A 23,502-nucleotide genomic window follows, 5' to 3' on the forward strand; every position below is an offset into this window, starting at 1 on the left:
CGGGCACCGCTATTTGACGGTCACGTTGGAAAAGTCACCTGAAGAAGCAGGATCATGCGCAGCGAAATCGAGAACATCGTCGACGAAATCAAGCAGGCCATAAGCCTGCTGAGGAGGCATCTTTGACTGGGATCAGGCGGTAAGACGACTGGACTGGTTGAACAACAAGGCGGAAGATCCGTCGCTCTGGAACGATGCGGCCGAGGCGCAGAAACTGATGCGCGAGCGCCAGCAGCTCGACGATGGCATCAATGGCCTGCGCCGCTTCGAGCAGCAGCTCAACGACAACATCGAGCTCATCGAACTCGGTGAAGAGGAGGGCGATTCGGCGATCGTATCCGAGGCCGAGGAAGCGCTTCGCCAATTGCGTGGCGAGGCGGCGAAGAAGCAGGTCGAGGCCATGCTTTCGGGCGAGGCCGACCAGAACGACACTTATCTCGAAGTCCATTCGGGCGCCGGCGGCACGGAAAGCCAGGACTGGGCGAACATGCTGCTTCGCATGTATACGCGATGGGCCGAACGCCAGGGCTACAAGGTCGAGCTCATGGAAATCCAGGACGGGGAAGAAGCAGGCATCAAATCCGCTACGCTTCTCGTCAAGGGGCATAATGCCTATGGCTGGCTGAAGACGGAATCGGGCGTGCATCGCCTCGTCCGGATTTCTCCCTATGACAGCAACGCTCGCCGCCATACGTCCTTTTCGTCCATCTGGGTCTATCCCGTCGTGGACGAATCGATCCAGATCGACATCAACGAAAGCGATTGCCGGATCGATACGTACCGCTCCTCGGGCGCCGGCGGTCAGCACGTCAATACGACCGATTCGGCCGTGCGCATCACCCATATGCCGAGCGGCATCGTGGTGCAGTGCCAGCAGGAACGCTCGCAGCACAAGAACCGCGCCAAGGCATGGGACATGCTTCGCGCGCGGCTCTACGAGGCTGAACTGAAGAAGCGCGAGGAGGCCGCCAACGTCGAGGCGGCGTCGAAGACCGATATAGGCTGGGGTCACCAGATCCGCTCCTACGTCCTTCAGCCCTATCAGTTGGTCAAGGATTTGAGGACGGGTGTCGAAAGCACCAGCCCGGGCGACGTGCTCGACGGTGAACTGAACGAGTTCATGGAGGCAGCCCTTGCACATCGCGTCAGCGGTGGCGCGGATGCGGCCGTCGACGACCTGAGCTGATTGCCGTTGCCCCGGTATTGAGGGGGCGAGGGGAAATTCCTTTCGGGATGGGCGGTGTGCGGTCTGCGCTGAAAGCCGCCCCTCATCCGGCCTGCCGGCCACCTTCTCCCCCGCAAGCGGGGCGAAGGGGGCTCGCGGCAGGCCCTAGTCCCCTTCGCCACCGCATCCACAAGCATGGCGGATTTGGCTAATGACAAGTTATAAAGGTGCTGGCAGGCGGATGAGGGGGCGAAGTTCAGTGACCCTCAATTCGTCGCGCGCTCGATCTTGATGTCGCCGAGCTCGTCGATGAGGACCGTCCAGGACTCGGGCTCGGTCGCGCCCGCTTCGGTCTTCAGATAAACCGTCGCGAACATTCCCGGCTGCGGCGTGATCCCTGTCGAGGTTTCGGGGCGAATATCGGTGACATAGGGCTTCAGCGCCGTGAATTCCTCCAGTTCCGCGGAGGAAACCACCTCGGGACCGGTCGGAGTGGAGGCGATCTGCTGCAGATGGACCTGCGCGGTGCCGTCCTCCTGTCGAACGGCAATCAGTTTATAATAGCCGCGCCGCCCACCGGGCGCCGCAGTCTTCGCACCCTTTTCGCCATCCCTGCTTTCGTCCGGCTGCGGCGCGCCGCCGCTCTCCTCCCAAAAGCCCGTGCTCGTCACGAAGATGACGTTCGGGGGCAGGAGGCCATTGTCCTGAGCGAAAAGCGCGCTTGAGGGCAGGGTCAGGCAGAGCGCTATCAGCAGGGCCTTGTGCATTGTGGATATCCTTCGCAACCGAACGCCGGGACCGCGAGGCACGCTACCGCCCGTGATCATACCATATCGGCCTTGCAACGTGAGATTTCAATTGGAAAACTGCTCGGCGAGAATGCGATCGGACCAGGAATGATCCGGATCCGAAAGGATCCGCGCCGTGAGCTTCTCCGATTCGGCGATGCGGACATGCACGACGGACTTGACTTCCTGGTGGTCTGCCACGGCGTTGACCGGGCGCTTGTCGGCCTCGAGGATTTCGATGTCCACCGTCACGTGATTCGGCAACAGCGCCCCGCGCCAGCGCCGCGGCCGGAAAGGGCTGACGGGCGTCAACGCCAGGAGCGGCGCTTCCAACGGCAGGATCGGCCCGTGCGCAGAAAGATTATAGGCGGTGGAGCCCGCAGGCGTCGCCAGAAGCAGCCCGTCGCAGGTCAGTTCGTCGAGCCGCGTCTTTCCGTCTACGATGACCTTCAACTTCGCGGCCTGGTAGGACTGGCGGAAAAGGTAGACCTCGTTGATGGCAAGCGCGGTGAACTTGTCGCCGTTGACGTCCGTGGTGCGCATCTCGAGCGGATGAAATGCGTTTTCGTCCGCATTGGCGATGCGCTGATGCAGGTTCTCGGTGCTGTAGCGGTTCATCAGGAACCCGACCGAGCCGCGGTTCATTCCGTAGACGAGCTTGCCGGTATTCATCGTCCTGTGGAGCGTGTGCAGCATGAAGCCATCGCCGCCAAGCGCGACGATCACTTCGGCCTTGTCCGCATCATGATCTCCGTAGAGGGCCCGGAGATCCTCGGCCGCCTTCTGCGCTTCCTCTGCCGGCGATGCGATGAAGGCGAGGGAGTTGAACTTGCGGGCCATGAACTCAGTCCGTCTGTCATTGCGGGGGCAGGGGCGCTTCCGCTTGTTTTCGCGTCAATTTAGGCGGGCGGCGCTGTAGACGCCACGGTCGCTTTTTCTGGCACGGCCTCGGCACGAACGCATCCGAAAAATTGGGAGAAGCCGCATTTTTGCTTTACACCGGGAGAGAATATGGTAACTCCCAGCCCTAATATGCCCTTATAGCTCAGTTGGTAGAGCGGCTGATTTGTAATCAGTAGGTCCCGGGTTCGAGTCCTGGTGGGGGCACCATCAAACGCTTGGTGCGCAACGTTTTCACATAGTTTCCGACTTTTCTTCCGACATGCCGTCCGATTTTTCCGACTTGATTTAGTCGGACATGTCGGACGGCAGTTCTGCCGCCACTGTTTCTCGGCTTTTCCGGATCGCGTTGCGGCTGGTCACCATCGTGTAGCCGTCGGCGAAACAGACCAGGCAACTGTTCATGGCCCTCGCCCGGATGAGTACTTCGCAAGGCTCGCCCTTGCGGCCTTGTCGATCCCACCGATAGACGTAGGGAAGAGGCGCGCTCATCAGGCCGCCGGCGCCTTTTCTAGAAGCCAATCGACGGCTGCCTTTCTGGTCGGGAAACCGCGCCGGCGGGCGGGATAAGTCCCGTTGTCACCGGCCTCGCGCGGCCGGTATGCCATCCAGCGTTCTGCCGGACGGTTGCCGGGGAACTTTTCGATATGGCCGATCAGCTCGTCTTCGATCGTGACGTTGATCATTTCAGGTACCTCCGCCAGTCAAGGAAACCGAGAGGATCGCTCTCGCCTGGCACTGGCTGCGGGGCTGGTGGCGCGAACACGGGGAACAGTCGCACTCCGTCCACTTTCGAATACGGGAACATCGCGTCGTAAGGGTAGCTTTTCGGAAGTTCGTCCTCGTAGATCCAAGCAACCACGTCCGCGACGGCCGCTGGCTCGGATGGAAGGGCGGCGTAGAGGTGGTCGCGAACCTTCCCAGCGATCATGTGAAGCTCTTCGCGATCGATTAGCATCATTTCCGGAGCGTCTGCCGGCGAAGTTCGATCTGGTAGCTCGCAGCACCACGTCTCCAGCTCATCGAGAAACTGGGTCCAGCTCTCCGGCTCCGCCTCCCCCACGCTCATCACGTCTTCCGGTATCGCGTCGGTTAGTGTCATCACTTCGTTTCCCCCTGTTTCTTTAGAGCGTCGATGATGGCGATGCAGATTGCCAGCGCCTGGCTGTGGTCGCTCTCGCCTTCGCCTATGACCTCGTCTCCGAACATCAGGCGGGCGCCGTATAGCGGCTCGTGAGCGCGCATCTTCCCCCTTGCCATGAGGTACCACACGCCAGGCAAGAGACGGTCGGCGAGCGCGATTGCCTCGTCGATATTGGAGGTGTAGGCATCCGCCTGGAGGAACCCGTGCTCGACCTTGATGTTGCCGGCGCTGTAACCGTATTTGCCATCGAAGTCATTCGGCTCTGCCGGGCGGAGATCTTTGAACACGAAAAAGCAAGCGAGTTCCGCGTCGATCACCCGTGACGGTCTGCTGGCCGTCGCCAGTCGCTGCGCTAAGTGTTGCAGGCTCACTTCGTTTCCTCCTTTTCAAACCAGGTGATCATCTTCGCCATGGCGCTGTCGGCCAGTTCCGGGTTCATGGCGAGATAGTGTTTCAGGATGTCGTTGGCCGTCTTGAAACTGTGGCCCGTGATGGCGCAGATCTGCGGGATGGTGCAGTCGGCCATTGCAAGCCACGTGACGGCCGTGTCGCGGAAGTCCTGGTCGCGGAGCGTCTTGAGGCTCGGCAGGATCTTGGCGGCCGCGCGGCGGATGTCCTCGTAGCGCCGGCGGTAGCGGTCGGCCTTGAAAGGCTTCCAGTCTTCCTCGTTGAGAATGACGTAGGGTGAGATTACTTCGGCCGTCTTTCGCCTCTGCTCGGCCGCCAGGAGGCGTTTTCGCAGTTCCGGCGCCTCTGGCATCGAGACGATGACTTTCGTCTTTCCCTGGCGAAATGTGATGCGCCCACGCTCGCGGCCGGCGAGCTGGAATTCGAGGCGATCGGCCTGGCGCTGGCCCGACCAGACGGCGAGCGTGTACATGTCGCCCATCTCGTGAGCGCCCATGGCGTCGGCGGTCTCGACCAGGACCTTCATTTCCTGCTTGGTGGCGAAGCGGATGCGCGGATCCGGCACCTTCATCCGGAGCTTATGCGCCGGGTTGACGTGCATTTCCGGAAAGCGGCCGCGGTCCATCGCCCATTGCAGCGCAATGCCGAGGATCCGCATGGCGCCGGCAGCGCTGGCGATCCCGGCCTTGGCGCGCAGCACGTCATAGAGGCCGATGCAGATCGGCTTCGTCAGCGCCTCGGCCTCGGATCCCCAAACGTCCGGCAGGTGGTTTTCGAAAACCCGCGCCTTTTGCCGATAGTCGCGCACCGTGTTTTCAGCGAGATCGGCGAGCGATGGGTTCTTTTCCACGTTCAGCCAGTCGTCGAACAGCTGCCGGACGGGATAGGTGTGCTTCAACGCCGGCGCGGCCGGGACCGGCGTCGGCTCGTGCCGGCCGGTCTTCTTCATGCGCGCCTTGCGCTTCTCGCCGGCGAGCTGCTTGGCGAAGGCGTTCGACCAGTCCAGCGCCTCGCCGGCCGTCATCCAGCGGCCCTCGACTTTCAGATCCTCGCCCTTGTAGCCGAGCTTGCGCAGCGTCGGCGACGGCTCGAAGCGCGGGCGGCCATCGCGCCAGGCGACGTGTTTGATCCTTGGGGTGTTGTTCTTGGTACTCATGAGCGCGTGCTCCATACGCGTTGACACGGGAAGCCCGGCGGCTACGCGAAACAAAAACCGCCGGGCTCAATCCTGACCGCTGGGCGAACTGGGGGAGCGGTCAGGGCAGGGAAGGGTGGTCGCCCCGCGAGGCGGCGGGCGGGGCGACCCTCGACGGCTGGCGCGCGCGCGACGCCGCGTCGAGCCGTGAGACGAGGAAGATGAAGCCGAAGCCGAGACCGTGGCCTGCGAGAACGGCGAAGGGCATCACGAGGATGATCTGCAGATCCGTCATTGCACGAGCCTCAGTTTCGGTCGGCGGTAGCGGGCCAGCGTGACGACTTCGCCCGCTTCTCCGTGCTCGACGAGGAGCGCGGCCGCCTCGGCGATCAGGGCCGTGCGGGCGGCGCGGCCGATCGTTTGCATGCGGGTCAGGCGCTCCAGATCCTCCCGGGCCTCGACCATGTCGCGCAGGTGCGCGATCAGCTGATGCGTCAAGGCGTCGTGATTGGCGCCCTGCGCCTCGAGCGCACACAGCAGCGCGTGCGGATCCTCGTTGGCGGCCGTCATCTCCCGCCGCCTTTCAGCCGCTCGGCCGCGACCAGGCCCGCCTGCGTGAGCGAGATCCGGCTGCCGACCTTCACCAGCTCGTGGCGCTGCAGGCCGGTGATGGTGCGGACATGAACGCGCTTGTTGCCGATGCGCCAGCCTCCGGCCTCGGGCGACTGGTGCTTGAAGAAGTTGATCGCGCCGAGCGCGTTCTGTTCCGCCTGGGACAGCGTCTTGCGCGGGTTCAGCACGGCCGGGTTTTCGGAGAGGGGGGTGCTCATTGCGGGCGTGCCTCCTCGTGTACGCGGGCGGCCGGCGCGCGATCTACATCGTCGCAGCCGCGGCATGTCTCGATCTCGATCCGGAAGGCGTGTCGTGCGACGGCGGGCATCAGCAGGTAGGCGGCGTAATCCTTGCGGTGCTGGCCGCAGCGGCATGCGATGTTGATGCTCATGCGGCGTTGCTCCCGACATATTTTTCGGTGAGCGCCTGGCGGTCGTCGTGCACACGGATGGACGCAATACTTTTACCCAGTGCAGACGCGGTCGCCGCGGCCTTCTTGTCGCCGTAGGTTTCGAGCCAGCGCATCACCGATGACCGCCAGTAGTACTGGGACGGCAGGGGCGCCGGAAAACCTTCGGTAGCAATCAGCCTCTTCTTATGCCGGGAGAAGGTCTCCGGCGTCCAGCCGAGCAGGGAAGCGACTTCCTTGCCTTTCAGCAGCTGGTCATTGATTTCGGATTTCATGGTTCGCGTCTCCATCAGTGCCAAATCACTGCATCGGTGAAGATGTCATCAAAAAAGTGACTTCGCAATCGTTAATTCATGAAATCGGTGAAACTCGTGGAAGTGAATTGGTGAAGTGGCGATCAACTGGCGGCTTTAAAACTGGGGATAAGGCGCGCGAAATTGGAGCGCTCCTCAGTTGAGTGTGCCTCCGAGCTTGGGAGCGCTCCTCAGTTGAGTGCGACCAGACGCAAAGGAGCGCTCCTCAGTTGAGTGTGAGAAGGCAGCGCCGGAGCGCTCCTCAGTTCAGTGTGTATGTCGGAAATCGATCAGGCGGCACGCCGCTCGCGGAAAGACGCGATGACGACGCCGCGGACAATCACGCGGTCGTTGTCGATCAGGAGCGGCTTCATCAGGTTGGCGTCCATCGTCGCTGCGATCAGGAAGGGATCCTCGAAGATCCGGAAGACGGTCTCGGCGCGTCCGGTGCGGTCGTAGACCTGCGCGGAAACGACGTCGCCGGCTTCCGGCCGGGCGTTGAGGTCGACCATCATCACGTCGCCCGGCATATAGCCGATATTTTCAAGGCAGCGCGATCGGAGAACCCATGGATCAACGCCGTTCCGCCCGGCCTTCAGCGCCTGCACGGCGCCGTCGATCGACTGCACCGGCTCGGCATCATACCGGGCACTTTCCTGCTCGGCCAGGCCGCGAGGCTTGCCGGTGACGGAACGCTCATAGGCCTTGATCCCTGTCGCTTCCTCGATGCGCGCGATGGTCGCATCTTCCAGCATTGCCTTGTTGTCGGGATCGTTTCGGAATTTCGAATAGGTCGCCGGGTTGGTCTTTGTGCGCCGGGCAAGCTCCGCCACCCTCCAGCCCTTGGCTTCAAGGACGAAGTTCAACCACTGCAGCTGCTGTCTACGACCATTTTCCACAACGCAAAACTAAGGTGAGGCCGTTCACTAAAAAATTGCGCAACGTTCACTTGACGAAATCACGCAAATCACTCTTTTCATGAATTACGTGAAAAGGGAATCGCCCATGACACTCACATGGAAAGTTATCGACAACTGGCGTGAGGAGCGGGGCATGCAGCGCTCCGAGCTGGCCCGCATAGCCGGCATTCCGGAGCGGACAATCTACGCCGGTCTCCGCAAGAACTCGCGCCTGCAGGCTGCAACCACAAAGATCATGCGCTCGATCTTCCCAGAGAAGTTCGACGACAAGGGGGAGGTGCGGCGCGATGGCTGAGCGCCACCGACGCCGACCAATCCTATGACCTTCCTTCACATGCCGATTTGTACCGCGTACGGCCTCACTCGCAGGCTGATCATGAATTGTATTGCCGACATCGACGAGGCCATTCGAGCAGCCGGCCTTCAGGAGAACGAAGTGCTGCGCGCTGCCGGCTTCGCCTCGCGATATCTGTATAATATCCGGTCCGGTTATCGGCCGCTGACACAGAAGACTGCGAACCGCATCAAGCTCGCCATTGCCGAGCTAAAGCGCCAGCGGCGCATGGAGGAAAAAGAAAAGTCGACCGACGGCAGGCGCCCTTGGGAGAGCCGATCGGCGGCACAATACCGCATCGCCGTGTCCTTTGTGGCGCTGGCGGCCAACGTCAAGCCAACTTTCATCCTCGACGCGGATCCGCAGCGCCGGGCAACCGCGGATCCGCAATGGCTGCGCGCTGCCAGGCTGCGCCGCATCGCCCTCTACATCGCCAACCAGTATCTGCACGTCGACCAGGCCGATCTCGCCCGAGCCGCCTGCATGAGCAAGGCGAACGTCTCCATCACCATGAAACAGGTCGAGGACGATCGGCAGAACGATGCCGAGATCGAGGCCATCATCACCGCCGTAGAGGGGGCTTTTGAGGGATGAGCAACTGGGCAGTACCGGGCGCGCAATGCGTCTGCATCAAAGATGAATTCGGACATGTCGAGTTTATGGGCTACATCGTGCCTGTCCGCGTGCCGATGATGGGCGAGATCCTGACAGTATCTGCGGTCATCGCGGACGAGCGGGGTGTCTTCCTATCGTTCGAAGAAATCCCGGTGCGGCAGTGCGACGGACCGCTCAGTGCGGAAGCCCGATACGCGGTCGAGTGCTTCCGGCCGCTGACGAAGCGAAAAACCGACATCTCCATCTTCAAGAGGATGCTGACGCCAGCACCTAAAGACGTGGTGCCGGCATAATGCGCGACAACGACACCGCCCTGATCAAGGAAGAACTGAAGCGGCGGATTGAGAGCCTTTGCACCAAGCTGCTGCCCGACGGCCGTCGGCAGGGGCGGCTCTGGATCGCGCACAATCCGGTGACCGGCGACTATTCCCAGAGCCCGGAATTTAAGGTGCCGCTCAACCGCGACGTCGGCGCCTGGAAGGACTGGCGCACCGGCGACAAGGGCGACGTGATTGGCCTGATCGAATACGTCAACCGCTGCGACTTCAAGGAAGCGCTCGACTGGGCCCGCGATTTCCTCGGCATGCGCAACATGTCGCCGGCGCAGCGCCGCGAGCTGGCGGAGCGTGCCAAGGTCGAGCGCAAGCGGGCCGACGAAACCGCCGAGCAGCGCCGCCTTAAGCGGATGGCGGATGCGGAAAAGATCTGGCTCACCGGCTATCAGGACGGCTCGGCCTCGACGGCCGAGACCCATGCCCGGCGTTATTTTGCTGTCAGGCACTGCCCGCTCGAAGGGATCGAGAACCGCGATCTCGCCACCTTCCGTTTCTCCTCCGGACAGGAATTCTGGCCTCGGGCACAGTTTCGCCACGAGAACGGCCGGCGGATCAAGGTGCAAACGGGCCCGAAGTTTCCGGCCGTGCTTTCGGCCATGCGGCTCGCGACCGGCCAGGTGGCGGCCGTACACATGACATTCCTGTCACCGCTCGGCCCCCAGAAGCTGCCCGTCAGCCAGAACGAGAACGCCAAAATCATGTTCGGCGAGGCGCGCGGCGCGATGATCCGGATCTCCCACGGCCCGGAAGGCGAGCCGCCGGAGACCGCGACCAGGCCGCGCCCCTTGATCCTCTGCGAAGGCATCGAGGACGGGCTTTCGCTGGCCCGCGCTTGTCCAGAAGCCCGCGTCTGGGCGGCCGGAAGCCTTTCCGCCATGGGCTCGGCGCCGATCGACCTTCCCTGCATCTCGGCCGTGGTGATTTCCCGCGACAACGACTGGGAGAAGGCGACCGCGATCAAGCAATTCGACCAGGTGTGGGAGGCCCTTTCGAGGGCCGGCAAGCCGATGACGATCATCGAGAGCCACATCGGGAAAGATTTCAACGACCTGATACAGGAGGATTGAAGTGACCATGAACGGTCCAAGGGTCTTTCGGCGTCGCCCGGAGGAAATCACAGCACTGCAATGGACGGGCGGACCAGGCCGCGCCTCCGCGATCGCTGAATTTACAAAGCGACCCGTCGTAACCGGCGACGGCTACTTGCCTCGCCTCATCGTCAACGACGGCGACGGTTGCGAAATCGAGCTCGAAATCGGCGATTGGATTACAACGCGTCAGGACGGCGGCTATTGCCGCGTGCCGGCCGGCATCTTCGATCGGCTGTTCGAAGCGGTCGAACCGGAGCCGCACCCATGAGCTACCCCAAAAACAGCGACACCGATGATGTGCACGGCATTGCCCGTGACCAGCTGCGCGCCTTCGTCGAGCGTATCGAGCGCTTGGACGAAGAGGCGAAAGCCCTCAACGACGATCGCAAGGACGTCTACGGCGAGGCCAAATCAATGGGCTTCGATACCAAGATTTTGAAGAAAGTGATCGCGATCCGCCGACAGGACCATGACCAGCGCATGGAAGAGGAGGCGCTTCTCGACACGTACCTGCAGGCCCTCGGCATGGTGCCGGCGGCAGAAGAGGAGTGAAGGAAGCATGGCAAAGAAGGGCAAAGAGAATGCGCAAAATCCAGCAGCAGATCAGCCGCAAACGGGCAGCCAGGCTGCGCAGGTTGATACGGGGGCGGTGGCTCTTCGGCCGCTGGGTGATGCTGAACCGCAGATCGATGATCAGGCAGGGCCACGCGGCGAAGGTGTTCCGGCGGATAGCGAAGGCCGGCCAGCGAGCGAACTGCTCGACGATGAAGGCGGTACGGTGGACGGGGGGCTTTTAGATGGGGAAGGTGTCGAAGGTGGTTTGGCCGCGGGGAAGGCATCTGACGCCGGCGCCGAAGAGCAGGGCGCCGGTGCAGCCGATACCGGGACCGAAGCCGAAAAAGGAAGCGGTGGAGCGTCGCCAGGAGCAGGAATATCGGTTGGCGATCTCGAAGGGGCTTTATCCTCGGGGGGAACCGATGGAGTTGCCCATGTCAATGACGCTGCCGAACGATCTGACGAACTACAGACTTACGGTTCCGGATCAGGATCATCCGGACATGAGAGCGACGTCGACGGTGGCGATGATCGTCGGACCGGGAATGACGGCGGCGGCGATCGCGCGGATGGTTCGACTGCTGACGGAAACGCCGGTGCCGATCCGGGAGCCGATCGAGGTGACAGAAGCGCAGTATCAGGCGCTGATGGAGCTGCCGATAGCGGAGACGCCGCAGGAGCTGGCGGAGCTGGCCTGCACCTTCGGGACGGCGGTGATGGTGGTGAAACCGGAACCGGCGCCCTTGGAGGGGGAGATCCTGCCGCCGGAGGGGAAAACGGCGACGGACTTCAGCCACACGACGGACGACGCGGCGGACGCGATGGCCTACATGATGAAGGCGCGGCAGAAGCTTCGCAGGATCGAGGAGGAGATGATGATGACGGCGATCTGGGGCGGGAAACTCACTTAGAGGATCCGTCGCTCTCGCCGATCGACGGCATTGTCCAGGCGGCCGAGGAGGCATGCTTTGCCGTTGGCGATCACCTGGTCGAGTTCTGGGAGTTCGATCAGGCGCAACAGCAGCGGCTTGCGCTGCTTGCCGGCTGGAAGAATTCCAGGGCGACGAACGCGATCGCCTCGCTGGTGCGCGAGATCGGCAGGGATCGCGCCACACCCGCCGTCTGCGGTCAGCAGCTGAAGATCCTCAAGCTGATCGACACCCCGGAGCTTTCGGATGTCGAGACGCTGATCGTCCAGACCTTCGTCAACGTGCTTGCCGGCATTGATGCCTTCGAGAAGGCCGAGGTTGCCCGCCTCGAGGCGGCCGCCGCGAAGCCCCAGGTGCGCAAGCCGATCCCGATCGAGGACACCACGATGGAGTTGGTCGACGACACGCTCGGCACGTTCGGAGGGCGGAGCTGATGGCGGCGAGGAAAACAGCAGCCAAGCCTCAAACCGTGCGAGCGGCCGAAGAGCAAAGAGATCCCTTTCCTCCGGCACCCGGTCCCGACCCCGTGCCCTTCAAAATCGGTGACCTGGTGCAGCTGAAGTCCGGCGGATTTCGGATGGTCATCGAAAGCATTTCGTGCAGCGGGTTCTCGGCCGCGTGCCTCTTTTGCTCCGGCTCGACGATTGAAGAGAACCAGATCCCTCTGGCGTGCCTGCAACCTTATGAGCCGCTGCTCGACTGGGCACGTGACATCCCGTTCTGACCAACCCGGCCGGCAATCCCGCCGGCGGCAACACGAGGAGAAGAGCATGCGAGTACTGACGGAACACAAGGTAAATCCCGCCAATGACCGCCTTGAAATTCAGGTTCTCGACCAGCCTGGCGCTGGCGGCGCTTACCATCGATACAAGGTTCTCGGCTACCACGATCTGTCGAACCCATCGCGCCCGGAAGGCCGGCAGGCTGACACGTCGATCGAGATCCTGTTTCAGAACGGCCCCATCAACGAGGCCGGCGTCAACGGTGTGACGCAGGAAGTGCTGCTGGCGATCGTCGCCGATCGGCTGCGTTCGTTTCAGGCCGGGCCGTATGCCTGCCGGGAAAACGCGCTCGCGCTGACGAAGCTCGAAGAGGCGATGCATTGGCTGCACGCCCGCACGTTGGCCCGCATGCAGCGCGGTGTCGAAGGCACTCACGCGGCCTGACCCATGCCCGCCGCGCTGGTGAGACGGCGCGGCGGTACTCTTTATTATATGCGGGCGGACAATGACCAGAAAACCGAAAGAACAACGTGGCCTCGCGGCCGTCCGTGCCAAGGTGCTCGATGGCCTCACGGATCTCGAAGAGGCGAGGGACCTCTCCGATCCCGATGCCAATCTGCTCCGCAACGGTGTCAAGGCTGGCCAGTGGGAGGGGTTCCCTCACGACAAGATGCCGCCTGGCTGCCCGATCACCGTGCTCGGCATGAAGGGCGAGACGGTCTATGTGATTTCGGCGACGGGCTTTCTTTATGAGGTTTCGCGCTGGGATCACCCGACGCTGGTCAAACTGTTCTCGCCCTATGTCAACTATCTGAAATGGGCTTGGCCGGCCTTCACCAAGGCCAAGGAAGATCCGGAGACCGGCGCGATCATCCCGCCGAAAGTCGACCGCGTTGCCCGCGACAAGGCCGTCGAGGCGATCATTGCCGAGGCCGGCCGACGCGGCACCTTCGATCCGTCCGAAAACGTGCGCGGCCGCGGCGGTTGGAAGAGCGGCGACAATTTCATCTGGCACTCCGGCAAATATCTGTTCTCGACCGACATCAAGCCTGGCATCGTCCCGAAGCCCGACGTGCTGCGGATGCGCCCCGGCGAGCATGACGGCTATTTCTACGCCCAAGACAGCGACACGATGCGGCCCTGGCAGACGCCGATCGAGGTTGGCGAGAGCCCGGCGCATCAGATCCTGCAGGACCTGAAAACGTGGAACTGGGAGCGCGGCTACATCGATCCCATCTTCACGCTCGGCTGGATCATTGCGGCATTTCTCTCCGGCGCGCTCGAACAGCGGCCGATCATTTTCGTGACCGGCGGACCTGGTACCGGAAAGTCGGCGCTGCAGCGCTATGTGCGATCGCTCTTCGAGAACACGATTTTTGCGACCTCAAACACGACGGCCGCCGGCATCTATCAAACAATGGGCCATGACAGCCGGCCGATCGCCGTCGACGAATTCGAGCGAAAGGCCAATGCGACGAAAGAAACGGCCATCATCGAAATCGCCCGGCAGGCCTATTCCGGCGACAAGGGCTATCGCGGCGGCTCGGACGGCGCTTCCAGCCAGTTCGAACTGCACAACGCCTTCATGTTCACCGCGATCCTGAAACCGCACATGGAGCAGCAGGACAAGACGCGCATGGCGATCATGCAGCTGAACCCGCTGAAAGCCCATGGCGAGCGCCCTGTGGTGCAGGACTATTGGGGCCGGCAGCTGCTGCGCCAAGTGATGGACGGCTACCACGACTTCGTCGCGCGGATCCTGCCGAAATGGCGGCAGATCCTTTCCGACGATCGGCTGCACTTCGACAGCCGCGCGATCGACACCTATGGCACGTTGCTCGCCTGCGCGGAGCTGGCCGTCGGCGAGCCGGGCATGATCGACGGCGGCCTGATGGCGAAATCCGCCGGCAGCAGCGAACTCGACATCGATGCGCTGAAAGACACGCTGGAATTCGCGACGGCCGCCGAGCGCGCCAACCAGACACCGAAATGGCAGGACGTCATCGAGCGGCTGCTCGGCTGCAAGCTCGACGCCTACAAGAGCGGGGAACGGCTGACCGTCGGCGGGGTCATCGAGGCGCTGGAGAGTAAAGACAGGACCGACATGGACATCGTCGAGGCCCGCGCCCGCCTGGCGCTGCTCGGCCTCGGCGTGCGCGACGTGCCGAAGAACGACCCCAATAACCCCTGTACCGGCTATGCGCTGGCCGTGCCTATGAGCGACGACAACCTGAACCGGCTCTTCGCCGACAGCGAATTCGCTCGGGGCGGCTGGACCGATGCGCTCTATCTGGGCCCGGGAGAGATAATCCCCCGTGGCCTGACGCAGACGATGAAGAAGGTGAAGATCAACCGGGCGACCAAGACATGCGTGCTGGTCGATCTGCAGGCCTATGACGAATGGGTGGATAGAGCATGAAGAAGGGCTGCCCGCATAAGGAAAAGCGCTTCTGCCCGGTCTACGTTGCCAGTCACAGCATGCGGGCGGTCGACGGAAGCTGGCTCGGCTGCATGGATGGCGACATCGCAGGCGGCCGATGCGCCGTCGATCGTGGCAAAAGCTACGTTCGCGAGGTCGCGCGTATAAAGGCAGCTCATCCCGGCCTGGTGGAAGAACGCGCCTTTCAGGAACAATCGGCCGCAGAGTGGACGGCCGCCGAGGAGCGCCGCCGCAAGCGCCAGGCGATGCAGGGACTATGCTAGCGATCGAGCGGACAACCCGGCAGTTCGTCGCGGCGCTTAGAGAGGCCATCCCTACATTATATATACGTGTCGAGCGATCGAAGAACGCCCATGGCCGCTCAAACTATGTCCATATTCGCGACCAGGCCCAGCGGCGCTATTGGAAGGTCAGGATCTCCGATCATGCCGTGGGCATGCGCCGCGCCTTGAGCGGGCGCGAGGATTTGTACATTACCGCGGGCACCAGGCCGCCCAGCTGGGCCGTGTGGCTTGGCGAGTTCAAGCGCCGCGTCGAGGCCCCATAGCAGCCCGCCAGTTCGCTCCGGCGGGCTTTTCCTTATCTTCCCTTGCCCGCGCCCCGCTGCTCGCCTATCTGCCGCCCCAGCGTGAATTTCAGGGAAGGTAGCCGATGACTGTCTATCCGAACGGGACCGTCGTCATTGAGACGCTGGGCGACATGCTCGACGACGGCTATCGCTTCAATGTCTGGTGCCTGAAGTGCAAGCGCGGTGGCCTTCTGCCGGTGCAGCCCTTCGTCGACAAGCTCGGCCGCGATCACGAGCTTTATGTCGCCGACCACATCAAATGCAGCAAATGCGGCGGCAAGAACATAGAGCTGCGTCTCCAGGCTCCCGGGCCCAAACCGTAAAGCTTAGCGCCCACGCCCTGTTCTGATTGCGGCGCTGTTTCCGCCAAATCGACCCATTCACACTTAACCCTCTTCCCCCGCCCCGGAGCGAAGAAAAGCGGAGCCCGCGCCAGCGTCGGAGCCAGCGAGCGGCATCGGCGACCGCTAGTCGCGTCCGCCTTGCGGGCTCGCCACGAGATGTCAGCGGAATTGAGGCGCGGGCACTTAACGCCCCGGGGAACGTGTGCAGCATGGGCCGTGGCGGTTCGTCTGCCGCGACGGGTGCGGGTGGTTACCACCGGTTACCCATCGGTTACCGCAGCGGTAACCGCGATCCATCAACGAAATCAGGGGGTTGTTGTGTCGGTTACCGGGTTACCGAGAAATATAGGCTCTTTCACGCGCGCGCGTGCGCATTAGGCGTGAAACGGGTAACCGGTAACCGAGTAACCAAGGGGTATAAACTCCTGATATCATTCGTAGATCGCGGTTGCCGCAACGGTTACCGGCATCGGAATTCGGCCAACGCCGGTAACCGGAATAAAGAAATAGGGAAATAGCCGTGAGCGACGAAAACCAGCAAAATCAGGGGCTTCTAGTGGCACACCCACCGGCCGAAAAATCCGGCGCGGGCGATCGGCCGGGCCTCGACGTGGATCCGGACCGCGCGGCGAAGGTCGGGGCGACGAAAGCGATCGCAGAAGCGGCGATGGCCGGCCTGGCGCAGCAGCTCGCCGGCGCCGAGCCCGAGGCCGAGCAGCCATCGCTCTTGTTCGACGAGGATGAGCCCGGTTGTCTCTTTCGCGGCCCCGTGGCGCATGTCGCGAATATCAGGGATGCCGCCAAGCGGGGGCGGGGAAGGCCTCCCGGCAGCCAGAACAAGCGCTCCGCCGATCTGTCGAACTACTTGCTATCCATGGGCTACCGCGATCCGGCCTTAAACCTCGCGGACCTTGCGAACGCCAGTCCGGTGGGGCTGGCGCTGGAGCTGTCGGCGCTGCCGCCGCGTCCGGACCTCGATCCGCACACCTACCTGGCGGCGGCCGTCAGTCAGGGGCTGCTGTCGCGCGACCAAGTCATCGGCCTGATGGCGAAGGCGACCCAGATGATCGATGACGCCAATGCCGAGCTGATGCCCTACTTCCACCCGAAGAAGCCGCAGGCTATACAGGTCGACAAGAACGTGCGCGGCTTCATGGTGTTCGGCGAGATGCCGGAGGCGGAGCGGCCGCGCGAAACGCTCGATCTCCGGCCGGTCGGCAGCGGCGAAAAAGGCCAATAAAATCAATGGCCGTCCGTCCGACATTCGGCAATCCGACTTTTCCCCGCCTAAGTCCCTGAAATCGCTAGGCCGCGAATGATGATAAATCATTGGCGGCATTCCAGCCCGGGCCGATTTCCGGCGGGAAACCGGCTGGCGTGTCGCCCCCAGGAGGGGGTGCCGTCGCGGGCGGGCGGCGCGAGCGCGGGCCGAGCGGTTTGAAAATCCAGCAGCGAACCCCCCGTATGGGCCTCGTGTCTCACACACACGAGCCTTTTGCCATTGCCCGACTGAACTGCTGGCGGCCGAACCTAACCTTACTTGGACCGGAGGGGCGCGGGCGCGGGGCCCCGCCAGATCGCAAGGGTATCGGGTTATGGGTTTCAACGTTGAATTTCGCAAACCGGCCGGGCCGGTGGCGGCGGCCTATTCGCGGGCTCGCGGGCCGATCGATATCATCATGGGGCCGGCCGGCTCGGGCAAGACGGTGGCGAGCTGCGAGAAGGCGGTGCGGCTCGCCGGCGAATACATGCCGGTCTGCCGCGACGGCTGGGTGCGGTTCAAGATCGCCGTGGTGCGTGACACCTATCGCGACTTCGCCAGAACGGCTCTCGCTTCGTGGCATGAGATGTTCCCGATCGGGAACCCGTTTCAGGTGAGCTATGAGGGCGGCCAGGACCGGCCGATCAAGCATCGCATGCATTTCGAGGTGCTGCGCGGCCGCGACCTGGTGAAGGTCGACTTCATGCTGGAAACCGGCGCCGTCGGCGATCACAACGTCGAGGCCTACATCAAGGGCTATGAGCTGTCGGCCGGCTGGGGCAACGAAGTCGATCTGCTCGATAGCCGTGTGCCGGGCCTGATGTTTCAGCGAACCGGGCGCTTTCCGCCGGTCAAGGACATCGCCGATCGCGAGCTTGAGCGCGTCTCCCGTGAGGGCCGCGAAGCAATGCGCAAGATGGGCTTGACGGTCGCCGACGGCGAAATCGTGTTGCCGCGCGTGTTCTTCGGCGACATGAACCCGCCGGACATCGATCATCCGCTCCTGGTCAACTGCGGCTACGGCGAGCACAAGGATAAGAAAAACCCGGCCTATAACTTCTTCCACCAGCCGGGTGGCCTCGACCCTGAGGCGGAAAACCCGATCGGAAAGCCGCGCTCCTCCTACGAGCTGGAGGCCAAGACGCAGCCGGAACACATCGTGCGGCGCATGGTGCACGGGCTTCCGGGTTACGCCCAGGACGGAAAGCCGGTCTACCCGGAGTTCAATCAGCGGATCCACGTCTCCCAGCAGAACATCGATCCGACGCCGGGCCTAGGCCTGACGATCGGCATCGACGCCGGCGGCTCGCCGGCCGCGACGATCGGCCAGCCGCAACCGAACGGACAGGACCGTTTGCTCGCCGAGCTGGTCACCGAACCCGGTACCGGGCCGTCGCGCTTTGGCACGTTGCTGATCGAGCTGCTGCTGCAGCGCTTCTCCGGCCTGCCGATCCTCGGGATCTGGGCGGACCCAGCCGCCTTCATGGGCGGCGACACAGTGACCGGCGAGTTCAACTGGGTGCGCACGGTGCAGGAGATCGTGCGCATGCCGATCAATCCGGCGCCCTCGAACGAACCGGGCATCCGGCAAGAGGCGGTGCGCTGGGGGCTCACGGGAATGATCGATGGCCTGGCACCGCGCTATCTCGTGGATCCACGCTGCAAAAAGATCGTCGGCGGCTTCGCTGCGCACTACAAGCTGACCAAGCTCGCCAGCGCCAGCGGTACCGACAAACTCGCCGTCGTGAAGAACGAATATTCGCACCCGCATGATGCCGAGCAGTACCGGATCCTCGGTTATCGCGGCCTGGCGAATGTCATCACCAGGGCCGCCCAGGCTGCGCTTCCGGCCAATGTCGCGAGCCTGCAGGCGCAACGGCAACGCCGTCAGGAGACACAGTCGCGGCCGGGTGACTTCAACGTATGGGACGTCTGACGGTACAGTCGCCGGCGGACTATTCGGACTGCCTCACGTGCGCGGGCGGGCGCGCGCTCGCGCGTAAGGCGGCGATCTGGATGCGCAACAACGGCGACAGCGTTGCGATCTTTCACGACGGCGAGTTGCTAGCCGTCGCCTATCTGGTGCCCGATCGGGAGGGGCGTCGGGAATTCTGCCTGGTCATCCGTCCGGCGGCTCGCGCTCATATCGGCAAACTCTGCAAGCTGGCGCACTCAACGCTGAAGGCCATCGCCGATCATGGCGTCGTGGTGTTCTGCCGCGTGATGCCGGGCAACCGGACGGGAACGCGGATGGCGCACCTGACGGGCTTCGCGCCCGCGGGCGAAGAATGGATTTTCGAAGGGGATGGTCATGAGCGGTGTCGTGAAGAACCTGTTCGGCGGCGGCGACGACAGTGCCAAGCGGGAAGCGGAGAAGAGCCGGCAGCTCCAGCAGGTGGCGAACGATCGCCAGCTTGCGGAGCTGAACCGGAATGACAAGGCGGTTGCCGCGACGCGTCGGGCGCCTCGCGGCCGCCGGCTCTTCGAGGATGGTTCCGAGGCTCTTGCCGGGACGCTCGCCTGATGCAGGGCGATTTTCGCGTTGACATCCAGAAGCACCGGACGCGGGTCACCAATACCTGGGGCGCCCGATCGGGCTGGACTAGGATCTACCAGGACGCCTACGATTATGCGATCCCGATGCGGCGTCCCTCTGGCGGCGCTAACGGGCGGCCCCAACAGCCCGATCGGCTGTTCGACATGACGGCTCCCATGTCCGCGATGTATTTCGCCGGCAACCTGCAGCGCGATCTCTTCCCGGCCGGCCAGCCGGCTTTCGAGCTGGAAACCGGCCCGCTTGCTGCCATGTTGCTCTCGGCCGACGACAAGAAACGCTTCGATCGGGAACTGGCACGTACCTCGACCCTGATCCATCCCTTCTTCCTGGCGGGCGACTGGGACACGGCCATCCACGAGATGTGCGTCGACCTGGCGGTCGGTACCGGCGCGTTGCTGCCGGTCAAGGGCAAATCACCAAACGAACCGATCCGCTTTGCCTGCCTTCCCTTCGACGAGCTGGCGATCTCGGCCGATGGGTTCGGCGCGGTCGATCTCGTCGACTGGCAAACGACGATGCGGGCCGACCAGATCGTCGATGCATGGCCCGCCGGCCGCTTTCCGGCTGACTTCAAGGAAAAGGCGGTCACTAAGCCGTCGGATACGTACACGGTCCACCAGACCTGGTGGAAGGATCCGCGCGCAGGTTGGCACTTTGGGGTGCTGCTCGACACCTCGACCGAGCTTCTGTGGCACGAGCGGTACCGAACCCAGCCGATCGCCATTCCCCGTTATTATCGCGTGCCGGGTGAGGCCTATGGCCGGGGTGTCGTGCTGACGGCGCTGCCGTCGATCAAGACCGTTAACAAGGCGCAAGAGCTGGCTCTGAAAAGCGCCGCGATCGCCATGCTCGGCATCTGGGGCTATCGTGCCGGCGGCACCTTCAACCCGAACACGGTGAGACTGGGCCCCGGAGAGTTCTGGGCGATGCAGGCTACCGGCGGCATGCTTGGTGCGGATGTCACCCGCCTCGACACGGCGAGCGGCAATCTCAACGTTGCTCAGCTCCTGATTGGCGACCTGCAAAACCAGATCAAAGCGGCGATGTTCGACACGCGCCTACCGGATTACGAGGGCACACCGCGTTCCGCTTCGGAAATGGCGGCGCGGCTGCAGCAGCGGGCGAATATCCATATCGGCGCCTTCGGACGCCTGGTGAACGAGATCATGCCGGTGATCGTGCCGCGCGTCGCCGAGATCCTTTACGAGTTCAACATGCTGCCGATGGTCCGCGAGGTCGACGATCTCCTCGTTTCGGTGAAGGTCAAATCGCCGATGCAGGCGGCATTGAACGCAGACCGAATCGCGGCGATCGCCAATTATCACGATTTCGTGCTGGCCTTCGCCGGACCGGAGGCCAAAGAACTCTACATCAAGCAGGACGCGGTGCTCGACCGCGTCGCTGACGGCTTCCAGATCGACAAGGACCTGGTGCCTGATGCCGATGAACGCCAGGCGATCGTGGTGCAGATCGAGGAGAGGCGGAAAGAGCAGATGGCGATGATGATGGCGGCCGAGGCGGCCAAGCAGGCGCCCGGCGCGATCAAGGACGTCGCCGTCGCCGAGATGCGGAGGGCAGCTTAAGTGTCGGGACCGTTCATTCCGGCTCGAGCCGGGCAGCCGTTGGATCTGCTCGAACAAGGGGCAGCAGGCAATGGCTGGGAGGGCGTCGAGGAACTGTTCAAGCCGTTCCTGCAGGCGGGTGAGCTGCAGCCGGCCGACAACGTCGCCAAGTTCATGGCGGCGCTTCGGCGCACGCCCGAGGGGCAGGCGATGTTCGAATGGATGATGGACATCTCCATTCGGCAGCCGCTGCGCCTCACGGGCGCCACTTTCGAACAGACGGCCCTGCAGGCGGCTACCCGCCAGGCCATCAACGGCTTCGCCGAGGCGATCCTGAATGCGATCGCACACGGCGAAAAACTGCTCATGCAATCGAAAACCCAGAATGGAGCTGGAGAATGAGACGTTTTCTTGATCGCCTGACTTTCAACGTGCCCGATGGTGGCGGTGGCGGTGCACCGCCGGCCGCCGACGCGAGCGCGCCTCCTTCCAGTGCCAGTGCTCCTCCTCCCGCTGGCACGGAAAACCCGCCGGCTCCATCGGCGGGTGATGCTCCTCCGGCGGGCGCCGGCGATCCGCCCGCCGGAGGAGAGTTCTATCGTCCGCAGGGAATTGCCGAGCATTTGCTCGGCAAGGACCAGAACGAGACCATGGACAAGATGGCGAAGGCCCTCGAAGGCTATCGCGCCCGCGACGCCCAGAACGGCGTTCCCGAGAAGCCGGATGCCTATGGCGAATTCTCCGGCGAGATCCCGGAGACGATCAAGCCGCATCTCGATACGCTGAAGGGGGATCCTCTCTTCGGCCGGGTTGCCGCCAAGGCGCTCGAAATGAAAGTTCCGGTTGCCGCATACCAGGCCCTGACACAGGAATTCCTGTCTGTCGCTCATGAGATGGGCATGATGGAGCCCATCGTCGACGAAAAGGCAGAGCGGGAGGCGCTGACGCCGGACACTGCGAAACATCTGCCCGAGCCGGAACAGCAACGGGCGCGCGAGCAGCGGATGAACGACAACTATGCCTTCGTCGATGGCATGGTCTCCAAGGGGCTCGCGAAAGAGGATGCCGAATTCGCCAAGGCTATGCTCGGCGATAGCTCCAAGGGGCATCGCTTCTTCGAGGCGATGCGCAAGCTCGCCGGCGGCGGGGACGGTGGCGGCCCCGCGCTTGGCGGCACCCAGCCTGGCGGCGTCGATCCCAAGCTCGAAATTCAGCGGCGTCAGGCGCTTCCGGAGAACACATGGGGCGACCCCAAGTTCGATCAGAGGAGCTACGACCAGCTGCAAGCGGATCTCCGCCGTATCTTTGGCGAATAGACCGCACTGAACGGCTCCCGGCCGGTGGCAGCATTCGAAGCGCTACCGGACGGGAGCGACCTGGAACAACCGCTGGCTATCCTTCACCGGACCCGGCGGCTCCGGCTAATCGGCCCTCACGGTGATTTCGTCCATCACTCCAATCTTTGAGGGTCTATCACATGCCTGTTTCCAATTGGTTCCGCGAAGAGATTAAGGGTCTCGTCCGTGCCCGCTACCAGGCCAAGGGCGGTTATCTCGACGACACGATGCTCAAGGGCGAAAGCTCTGCCGGTACCGTGAAGTACCCGGTAGGGGGCGGCCGCGTCGAGATGTACGAACTGACCGGCGCCATCAACAAGGTTTCGCCGAGCAATGTCAGCCTTGACATGGTGACGCTGGTCACGAAGGACTACGAGGCGGCCGTCTATTTCCGCATGCAGGACGAGAAGCGCATGGGGCCCAGCCTCAAGGCAAAACTCGCCGACGATCTCACCAAAGCGCAGCGGCGGAAGAAGGATAGGATCAAGCTCGACGCCCTGGATCTCTTCGCCACGGGCGGCGCAGCTCTCAGCGATGCGCCGAACGCGGTGCAGACGATCGGCGACGGTACGCAGCGCGTCGACCTGCTGAACGCGATCGAAGCGATTGACCAGATTTCCGGCGCCGGATCCGATGATGAGGTCTTCTGGCCGATCCCCAACGTCTGGATGTCGCAGCTCCTGATGTACAAGGAGTTCGCAAATTCCGACTATATGGGCCCCAGCGACCTGCCGTTCGCCAAGGCGAGCAAGGTGATCCGCAAGACGTTCCGCGGCGTTCATATGTTCACCATTCCGGACGAGTACTTCACCTATGGAACCGGCGCTTTCGTGCCCGGCACGCCTGGTTTTACCGGAGCCGGCTATCTCGACACCTTCATGTACACGAAGGAAGCCATCGGCTCGGAAACCTGGTGGGACCAGGAGAACATGACGATGGAACCGCTGCCCGACTATGAAGGCACCCCCTACGTCTGCAAGGTGCAGCTCTCCAGCGCCTCTATCGGCATCCTGCCGGAAGGCGTCAAGCGTGTGCGCAACCTCGCCATCAAGTCGGCGATCCGCGTCTAACGGCGCTC

The 23,502-nt window shown here is 63.0% G+C and carries 36 protein-coding genes and 1 tRNA gene; 23 read left to right on the forward strand and 14 right to left on the reverse strand.

Annotated features, from left to right (window positions below):
* Positions 1-54: 54 nt before the first annotated feature.
* Positions 55-1,186, forward strand: a protein-coding gene (prfB, locus tag ACFHWW_RS27175; RefSeq protein WP_100672234.1) for a peptide chain release factor 2 whose coding sequence is annotated in 2 segments (ribosomal slippage) — positions 55-123 and positions 125-1,186 — 1,131 coding nt in all. Because the reading frame shifts where the segments join, the coding sequence is not laid out codon by codon here.
* A gap of 245 nt (positions 1,187-1,431) precedes the next feature.
* On the opposite strand, the gene ACFHWW_RS27180 is transcribed toward prfB, so the two are convergent.
* Both ACFHWW_RS27180 and ACFHWW_RS27185 read right to left on the reverse strand, forming a co-directional pair.
* Positions 1,432-1,932, reverse strand: a complete 501-nt coding sequence (locus ACFHWW_RS27180) for a hypothetical protein (protein WP_324763264.1) — start codon at positions 1,930-1,932, stop codon at positions 1,432-1,434.
* 87 nt (positions 1,933-2,019) lie between these two features.
* On the reverse strand, positions 2,020-2,793 hold the full coding sequence (locus tag ACFHWW_RS27185) for an NAD kinase (RefSeq protein WP_018094900.1): 774 nt from the start codon (positions 2,791-2,793) through the stop codon (positions 2,020-2,022).
* Positions 2,794-2,987: 194 nt separating this feature from the next.
* On the opposite strand from ACFHWW_RS27185, the gene ACFHWW_RS27190 reads away from it, so the two are divergent.
* A tRNA-Thr gene (locus ACFHWW_RS27190) sits at positions 2,988-3,063 on the forward strand.
* Between the two features lie 78 nt (positions 3,064-3,141).
* Here ACFHWW_RS27190 and ACFHWW_RS27195 read toward each other — a convergent pair.
* The 11 genes from ACFHWW_RS27195 to ACFHWW_RS27245 all read right to left on the reverse strand — a co-directional run bounded on the left by ACFHWW_RS27195 (position 3,142) and on the right by ACFHWW_RS27245 (position 7,720).
* A complete protein-coding gene (locus ACFHWW_RS27195) occupies positions 3,142-3,345 on the reverse strand; it encodes a hypothetical protein (RefSeq protein ID WP_379942168.1) in 204 nt (67 codons plus the stop codon).
* Positions 3,345-3,539: a hypothetical protein gene (locus ACFHWW_RS27200; RefSeq protein WP_379942170.1), complete on the reverse strand. Its 195-nt coding sequence runs from the start codon at positions 3,537-3,539 to the stop codon at positions 3,345-3,347. The genes ACFHWW_RS27195 and ACFHWW_RS27200 overlap by 1 nt, the downstream gene beginning before the upstream one ends.
* Positions 3,536-3,955, reverse strand: coding sequence for a hypothetical protein (locus tag ACFHWW_RS27205; RefSeq protein ID WP_379942172.1), 420 nt, complete (start codon positions 3,953-3,955; stop codon positions 3,536-3,538). The genes ACFHWW_RS27200 and ACFHWW_RS27205 overlap by 4 nt, the downstream gene beginning before the upstream one ends.
* On the reverse strand, positions 3,955-4,368 hold the full coding sequence (locus tag ACFHWW_RS27210; protein WP_379942174.1) for a hypothetical protein: 414 nt from the start codon (positions 4,366-4,368) through the stop codon (positions 3,955-3,957). The genes ACFHWW_RS27205 and ACFHWW_RS27210 overlap by 1 nt, the downstream gene beginning before the upstream one ends.
* Complete coding sequence (locus ACFHWW_RS27215; protein ID WP_379942176.1) at positions 4,365-5,561, reverse strand: tyrosine-type recombinase/integrase; 1,197 nt, start codon at positions 5,559-5,561, stop codon at positions 4,365-4,367. The genes ACFHWW_RS27210 and ACFHWW_RS27215 overlap by 4 nt, the downstream gene beginning before the upstream one ends.
* 100 nt (positions 5,562-5,661) lie before the next feature.
* Positions 5,662-5,835, reverse strand: coding sequence for a hypothetical protein (locus ACFHWW_RS27220; RefSeq protein ID WP_379942178.1), 174 nt, complete (start codon positions 5,833-5,835; stop codon positions 5,662-5,664).
* The gene (locus ACFHWW_RS27225; RefSeq protein WP_379942180.1) at positions 5,832-6,110 is read right to left on the reverse strand and encodes a hypothetical protein; all 279 of its coding nucleotides are present in this window, start codon (positions 6,108-6,110) and stop codon (positions 5,832-5,834) included. Before ACFHWW_RS27225 ends, ACFHWW_RS27220 begins: the two co-directional genes overlap by 4 nt.
* Positions 6,107-6,370: a hypothetical protein gene (locus ACFHWW_RS27230; RefSeq protein WP_379942182.1), complete on the reverse strand. Its 264-nt coding sequence runs from the start codon at positions 6,368-6,370 to the stop codon at positions 6,107-6,109. The genes ACFHWW_RS27225 and ACFHWW_RS27230 overlap by 4 nt, the downstream gene beginning before the upstream one ends.
* Positions 6,367-6,543 carry a hypothetical protein gene (locus tag ACFHWW_RS27235; RefSeq protein WP_379942184.1) on the reverse strand — a complete coding sequence of 59 codons (177 nt, stop codon included), beginning with the start codon at positions 6,541-6,543 and terminating at the stop codon, positions 6,367-6,369. The genes ACFHWW_RS27230 and ACFHWW_RS27235 overlap by 4 nt, the downstream gene beginning before the upstream one ends.
* Positions 6,540-6,836, reverse strand: coding sequence for a hypothetical protein (locus ACFHWW_RS27240; protein WP_379942186.1), 297 nt, complete (start codon positions 6,834-6,836; stop codon positions 6,540-6,542). Before ACFHWW_RS27240 ends, ACFHWW_RS27235 begins: the two co-directional genes overlap by 4 nt.
* 308 nt (positions 6,837-7,144) lie before the next feature.
* A complete protein-coding gene (locus ACFHWW_RS27245; RefSeq protein WP_379942188.1) occupies positions 7,145-7,720 on the reverse strand; it encodes a hypothetical protein in 576 nt (191 codons plus the stop codon).
* 139 nt (positions 7,721-7,859) lie between these two features.
* Between ACFHWW_RS27245 and ACFHWW_RS27250 the strand changes: the two genes are divergently transcribed.
* From ACFHWW_RS27250 to ACFHWW_RS27325, 16 genes are all read left to right on the forward strand, one after another.
* The gene (locus tag ACFHWW_RS27250; RefSeq protein ID WP_379942190.1) at positions 7,860-8,069 is read left to right on the forward strand and encodes a hypothetical protein; all 210 of its coding nucleotides are present in this window, start codon (positions 7,860-7,862) and stop codon (positions 8,067-8,069) included.
* 81 nt (positions 8,070-8,150) lie between these two features.
* Positions 8,151-8,702 (forward strand): hypothetical protein, encoded by a 552-nt coding sequence (locus tag ACFHWW_RS27255; protein ID WP_379942192.1) that lies wholly within the window; start codon positions 8,151-8,153, stop codon positions 8,700-8,702.
* Positions 8,699-9,016, forward strand: coding sequence for a hypothetical protein (locus ACFHWW_RS27260; protein WP_379942194.1), 318 nt, complete (start codon positions 8,699-8,701; stop codon positions 9,014-9,016). Before ACFHWW_RS27255 ends, ACFHWW_RS27260 begins: the two co-directional genes overlap by 4 nt.
* Positions 9,016-10,125 carry a toprim domain-containing protein gene (locus ACFHWW_RS27265; protein WP_379942196.1) on the forward strand — a complete coding sequence of 370 codons (1,110 nt, stop codon included), beginning with the start codon at positions 9,016-9,018 and terminating at the stop codon, positions 10,123-10,125. The genes ACFHWW_RS27260 and ACFHWW_RS27265 overlap by 1 nt, the downstream gene beginning before the upstream one ends.
* Before the next feature lies 1 nt (position 10,126).
* Positions 10,127-10,417: a hypothetical protein gene (locus ACFHWW_RS27270; RefSeq protein ID WP_379942198.1), complete on the forward strand. Its 291-nt coding sequence runs from the start codon at positions 10,127-10,129 to the stop codon at positions 10,415-10,417.
* Positions 10,414-10,701: a DUF2312 domain-containing protein gene (locus tag ACFHWW_RS27275; RefSeq protein WP_379942200.1), complete on the forward strand. Its 288-nt coding sequence runs from the start codon at positions 10,414-10,416 to the stop codon at positions 10,699-10,701. Before ACFHWW_RS27270 ends, ACFHWW_RS27275 begins: the two co-directional genes overlap by 4 nt.
* A 29-nt stretch (positions 10,702-10,730) precedes the next feature.
* Positions 10,731-10,946: a hypothetical protein gene (locus ACFHWW_RS27280; protein WP_379942202.1), complete on the forward strand. Its 216-nt coding sequence runs from the start codon at positions 10,731-10,733 to the stop codon at positions 10,944-10,946.
* Complete coding sequence (locus ACFHWW_RS27285) at positions 10,947-11,615, forward strand: hypothetical protein (protein WP_379942204.1); 669 nt, start codon at positions 10,947-10,949, stop codon at positions 11,613-11,615. It abuts the gene before it with no gap.
* Positions 11,616-11,788: 173 nt separating this feature from the next.
* A complete protein-coding gene (locus ACFHWW_RS27290) occupies positions 11,789-12,067 on the forward strand; it encodes a hypothetical protein (protein ID WP_379942206.1) in 279 nt (92 codons plus the stop codon).
* On the forward strand, positions 12,067-12,357 hold the full coding sequence (locus ACFHWW_RS27295) for a DUF2158 domain-containing protein (RefSeq protein WP_379942208.1): 291 nt from the start codon (positions 12,067-12,069) through the stop codon (positions 12,355-12,357). The genes ACFHWW_RS27290 and ACFHWW_RS27295 overlap by 1 nt, the downstream gene beginning before the upstream one ends.
* Before the next feature lie 46 nt (positions 12,358-12,403).
* The gene (locus tag ACFHWW_RS27300; RefSeq protein ID WP_379942210.1) at positions 12,404-12,799 is read left to right on the forward strand and encodes a hypothetical protein; all 396 of its coding nucleotides are present in this window, start codon (positions 12,404-12,406) and stop codon (positions 12,797-12,799) included.
* A 61-nt stretch (positions 12,800-12,860) separates the two neighbouring features.
* Complete coding sequence (locus ACFHWW_RS27305) at positions 12,861-14,774, forward strand: hypothetical protein (RefSeq protein ID WP_379942212.1); 1,914 nt, start codon at positions 12,861-12,863, stop codon at positions 14,772-14,774.
* Positions 14,771-15,058, forward strand: coding sequence for a hypothetical protein (locus tag ACFHWW_RS27310; protein WP_379942214.1), 288 nt, complete (start codon positions 14,771-14,773; stop codon positions 15,056-15,058). Before ACFHWW_RS27305 ends, ACFHWW_RS27310 begins: the two co-directional genes overlap by 4 nt.
* A gap of 388 nt (positions 15,059-15,446) precedes the next feature.
* Positions 15,447-15,686: a hypothetical protein gene (locus tag ACFHWW_RS27315; RefSeq protein WP_379942216.1), complete on the forward strand. Its 240-nt coding sequence runs from the start codon at positions 15,447-15,449 to the stop codon at positions 15,684-15,686.
* 541 nt (positions 15,687-16,227) lie between these two features.
* Complete coding sequence (locus ACFHWW_RS27320; protein WP_379942218.1) at positions 16,228-16,947, forward strand: hypothetical protein; 720 nt, start codon at positions 16,228-16,230, stop codon at positions 16,945-16,947.
* A 355-nt stretch (positions 16,948-17,302) separates the two neighbouring features.
* Positions 17,303-18,904 (forward strand): hypothetical protein, encoded by a 1,602-nt coding sequence (locus ACFHWW_RS27325; protein ID WP_379942220.1) that lies wholly within the window; start codon positions 17,303-17,305, stop codon positions 18,902-18,904.
* A 236-nt stretch (positions 18,905-19,140) separates the two neighbouring features.
* Here the strand turns inward: ACFHWW_RS27325 and ACFHWW_RS27330 are convergent, their stop codons facing one another.
* Positions 19,141-19,281: a hypothetical protein gene (locus ACFHWW_RS27330; RefSeq protein ID WP_379942222.1), complete on the reverse strand. Its 141-nt coding sequence runs from the start codon at positions 19,279-19,281 to the stop codon at positions 19,141-19,143.
* Here ACFHWW_RS27330 and ACFHWW_RS27335 point away from each other — a divergent pair.
* The 5 genes from ACFHWW_RS27335 to ACFHWW_RS27355 all read left to right on the forward strand — a co-directional run bounded on the left by ACFHWW_RS27335 (position 19,280) and on the right by ACFHWW_RS27355 (position 23,494).
* Positions 19,280-19,492 (forward strand): hypothetical protein, encoded by a 213-nt coding sequence (locus ACFHWW_RS27335; RefSeq protein WP_379942224.1) that lies wholly within the window; start codon positions 19,280-19,282, stop codon positions 19,490-19,492. The genes ACFHWW_RS27330 and ACFHWW_RS27335 overlap by 2 nt on opposite strands.
* The gene (locus ACFHWW_RS27340) at positions 19,492-21,108 is read left to right on the forward strand and encodes a portal protein (RefSeq protein ID WP_379942226.1); all 1,617 of its coding nucleotides are present in this window, start codon (positions 19,492-19,494) and stop codon (positions 21,106-21,108) included. The genes ACFHWW_RS27335 and ACFHWW_RS27340 overlap by 1 nt, the downstream gene beginning before the upstream one ends.
* Positions 21,109-21,489 carry a hypothetical protein gene (locus tag ACFHWW_RS27345; protein ID WP_379942228.1) on the forward strand — a complete coding sequence of 127 codons (381 nt, stop codon included), beginning with the start codon at positions 21,109-21,111 and terminating at the stop codon, positions 21,487-21,489.
* Entirely contained in the window at positions 21,486-22,403 is a 918-nt protein-coding gene (locus ACFHWW_RS27350; RefSeq protein WP_379942230.1) for a hypothetical protein, read from the forward strand. The genes ACFHWW_RS27345 and ACFHWW_RS27350 overlap by 4 nt, the downstream gene beginning before the upstream one ends.
* 161 nt (positions 22,404-22,564) lie before the next feature.
* Positions 22,565-23,494: a phage capsid protein gene (locus ACFHWW_RS27355; protein ID WP_379942232.1), complete on the forward strand. Its 930-nt coding sequence runs from the start codon at positions 22,565-22,567 to the stop codon at positions 23,492-23,494.
* The last annotated feature ends 8 nt before the right edge of the window (positions 23,495-23,502 follow it).

Origin of the sequence: Sinorhizobium sp. P24N7, assembly GCF_042436655.1 — a bacterium.
GTDB lineage: Bacteria > Pseudomonadota > Alphaproteobacteria > Rhizobiales > Rhizobiaceae > Sinorhizobium > Sinorhizobium meliloti_A.

Coding starts and splice junctions, on each gene's coding strand:
- ACFHWW_RS27335 (WP_379942224.1), top strand. CDS start 19,280: ATGAGCGGTGTCGTGAAGAACCTGTTCGGCGGCGGCGACGACAGTGCC.
- ACFHWW_RS27260 (WP_379942194.1), top strand. CDS start 8,699: ATGAGCAACTGGGCAGTACCGGGCGCGCAATGCGTCTGCATCAAAGAT.
- ACFHWW_RS27250 (WP_379942190.1), top strand. CDS start 7,860: ATGACACTCACATGGAAAGTTATCGACAACTGGCGTGAGGAGCGGGGC.
- ACFHWW_RS27325 (WP_379942220.1), top strand. CDS start 17,303: ATGGGTTTCAACGTTGAATTTCGCAAACCGGCCGGGCCGGTGGCGGCG.
- ACFHWW_RS27195 (WP_379942168.1), bottom strand. CDS start 3,345: ATGAGCGCGCCTCTTCCCTACGTCTATCGGTGGGATCGACAAGGCCGC.
- ACFHWW_RS27180 (WP_324763264.1), bottom strand. CDS start 1,932: ATGCACAAGGCCCTGCTGATAGCGCTCTGCCTGACCCTGCCCTCAAGC.
- ACFHWW_RS27305 (WP_379942212.1), top strand. CDS start 12,861: ATGACCAGAAAACCGAAAGAACAACGTGGCCTCGCGGCCGTCCGTGCC.
- ACFHWW_RS27235 (WP_379942184.1), bottom strand. CDS start 6,543: ATGAGCATCAACATCGCATGCCGCTGCGGCCAGCACCGCAAGGATTAC.
- ACFHWW_RS27350 (WP_379942230.1), top strand. CDS start 21,486: ATGAGACGTTTTCTTGATCGCCTGACTTTCAACGTGCCCGATGGTGGC.
- ACFHWW_RS27255 (WP_379942192.1), top strand. CDS start 8,151: ATGAATTGTATTGCCGACATCGACGAGGCCATTCGAGCAGCCGGCCTT.
- ACFHWW_RS27215 (WP_379942176.1), bottom strand. CDS start 5,561: ATGAGTACCAAGAACAACACCCCAAGGATCAAACACGTCGCCTGGCGC.
- ACFHWW_RS27330 (WP_379942222.1), bottom strand. CDS start 19,281: ATGACCATCCCCTTCGAAAATCCATTCTTCGCCCGCGGGCGCGAAGCC.
- ACFHWW_RS27340 (WP_379942226.1), top strand. CDS start 19,492: ATGCAGGGCGATTTTCGCGTTGACATCCAGAAGCACCGGACGCGGGTC.
- ACFHWW_RS27265 (WP_379942196.1), top strand. CDS start 9,016: ATGCGCGACAACGACACCGCCCTGATCAAGGAAGAACTGAAGCGGCGG.
- ACFHWW_RS27275 (WP_379942200.1), top strand. CDS start 10,414: ATGAGCTACCCCAAAAACAGCGACACCGATGATGTGCACGGCATTGCC.
- ACFHWW_RS27225 (WP_379942180.1), bottom strand. CDS start 6,110: ATGACGGCCGCCAACGAGGATCCGCACGCGCTGCTGTGTGCGCTCGAG.
- ACFHWW_RS27355 (WP_379942232.1), top strand. CDS start 22,565: ATGCCTGTTTCCAATTGGTTCCGCGAAGAGATTAAGGGTCTCGTCCGT.
- ACFHWW_RS27310 (WP_379942214.1), top strand. CDS start 14,771: ATGAAGAAGGGCTGCCCGCATAAGGAAAAGCGCTTCTGCCCGGTCTAC.
- ACFHWW_RS27240 (WP_379942186.1), bottom strand. CDS start 6,836: ATGAAATCCGAAATCAATGACCAGCTGCTGAAAGGCAAGGAAGTCGCT.
- ACFHWW_RS27315 (WP_379942216.1), top strand. CDS start 15,447: ATGACTGTCTATCCGAACGGGACCGTCGTCATTGAGACGCTGGGCGAC.
- ACFHWW_RS27185 (WP_018094900.1), bottom strand. CDS start 2,793: ATGGCCCGCAAGTTCAACTCCCTCGCCTTCATCGCATCGCCGGCAGAG.
- ACFHWW_RS27200 (WP_379942170.1), bottom strand. CDS start 3,539: ATGATCAACGTCACGATCGAAGACGAGCTGATCGGCCATATCGAAAAG.
- ACFHWW_RS27300 (WP_379942210.1), top strand. CDS start 12,404: ATGCGAGTACTGACGGAACACAAGGTAAATCCCGCCAATGACCGCCTT.
- ACFHWW_RS27220 (WP_379942178.1), bottom strand. CDS start 5,835: ATGACGGATCTGCAGATCATCCTCGTGATGCCCTTCGCCGTTCTCGCA.
- ACFHWW_RS27285 (WP_379942204.1), top strand. CDS start 10,947: ATGGGGAAGGTGTCGAAGGTGGTTTGGCCGCGGGGAAGGCATCTGACG.
- ACFHWW_RS27295 (WP_379942208.1), top strand. CDS start 12,067: ATGGCGGCGAGGAAAACAGCAGCCAAGCCTCAAACCGTGCGAGCGGCC.
- ACFHWW_RS27230 (WP_379942182.1), bottom strand. CDS start 6,370: ATGAGCACCCCCCTCTCCGAAAACCCGGCCGTGCTGAACCCGCGCAAG.
- ACFHWW_RS27205 (WP_379942172.1), bottom strand. CDS start 3,955: ATGACACTAACCGACGCGATACCGGAAGACGTGATGAGCGTGGGGGAG.
- ACFHWW_RS27280 (WP_379942202.1), top strand. CDS start 10,731: ATGCGCAAAATCCAGCAGCAGATCAGCCGCAAACGGGCAGCCAGGCTG.